1 protein-coding gene is annotated in these 900 nt (G+C 44.1%); it reads left to right on the forward strand.

Annotated features, from left to right (window positions below):
• On the forward strand, positions 1–847 hold an 847-nt coding region (locus tag BABA_RS25840; RefSeq protein WP_007088237.1), incomplete at its 5' end, for a hypothetical protein.
• Between the last annotated feature and the right edge of the window lie 53 nt (positions 848–900).

Genomic DNA, 900 nt, shown 5'->3' on the forward strand with positions numbered 1-900 from the left:
AACGTCTGGTGCATGGGCTAATTTTCCTGCAACAGGTCAGACCTACGGGGCAACGGGCAATCAATACTATGTTCAACTCTCGCCATATTCAGTCAGAACTTCTTGGAAAGTTTCTGTATTAGGGACGGACCCTGATTACCTTGATGGGCTTGGAAATCAGCCTAATGGTGTTGTGGTAGGTCAAGCAACTCCCAATAATCAAGACAATCTGTTTAGTTATATTGCTACTAATAGCGGTATATCTATGACGACGACAGATAATATCGTCTATACTGATCCTGCAGGAATTCGCTATATCATCACAGGTTATACCTATGCGACGACTGCTGGTGGGACTGGAACGACTTATTCGACATTTGAGGCTCTTCTTGCCGCAAACCCATACATTCCTGCTGGGCTTTATAATCAACCCCTACAATTTGTCACTGTCAACATGATTTCTGACCAGACGAGCATCACATCTAATTCGACAAGTAGCACAACACCGTTAACCCCAGCAACGAACTATATGCCTATCAACGATATCACGGCAAGTACAGATATTGATGGTGTAGATGATGACGGTCTACCTTATGCCATCAATGGCTATAATGCCGTGACCAATATCGTAGGCGGCACGACTAACTACTGGGGAGATGCGACAAACTCTCTGAAACTTCCGATTGGCTCATACACAGAAACTTCCGATTGGCTCATACACAGAAACTTCCGATTGGCTCATACACAGAAACTTACTATGCGCTTAATTACTTGGGACTTCAGGCTTACCAAGCACAGTCAACATACACGACAGTCGCTAGTTTTCTTCAAAGTTTGTCTAGTGCCAATCTGGCAAAATATACGGTAAGTTCAACAACCACACTAACCGTCGCTGACGCAACGACTATCTCGGCAAATAAT

The sequence above is a fragment of the Neobacillus bataviensis LMG 21833 genome (genome assembly GCF_000307875.1).
Lineage (GTDB): Bacteria > Bacillota > Bacilli > Bacillales > Cytobacillaceae > Neobacillus > Neobacillus bataviensis.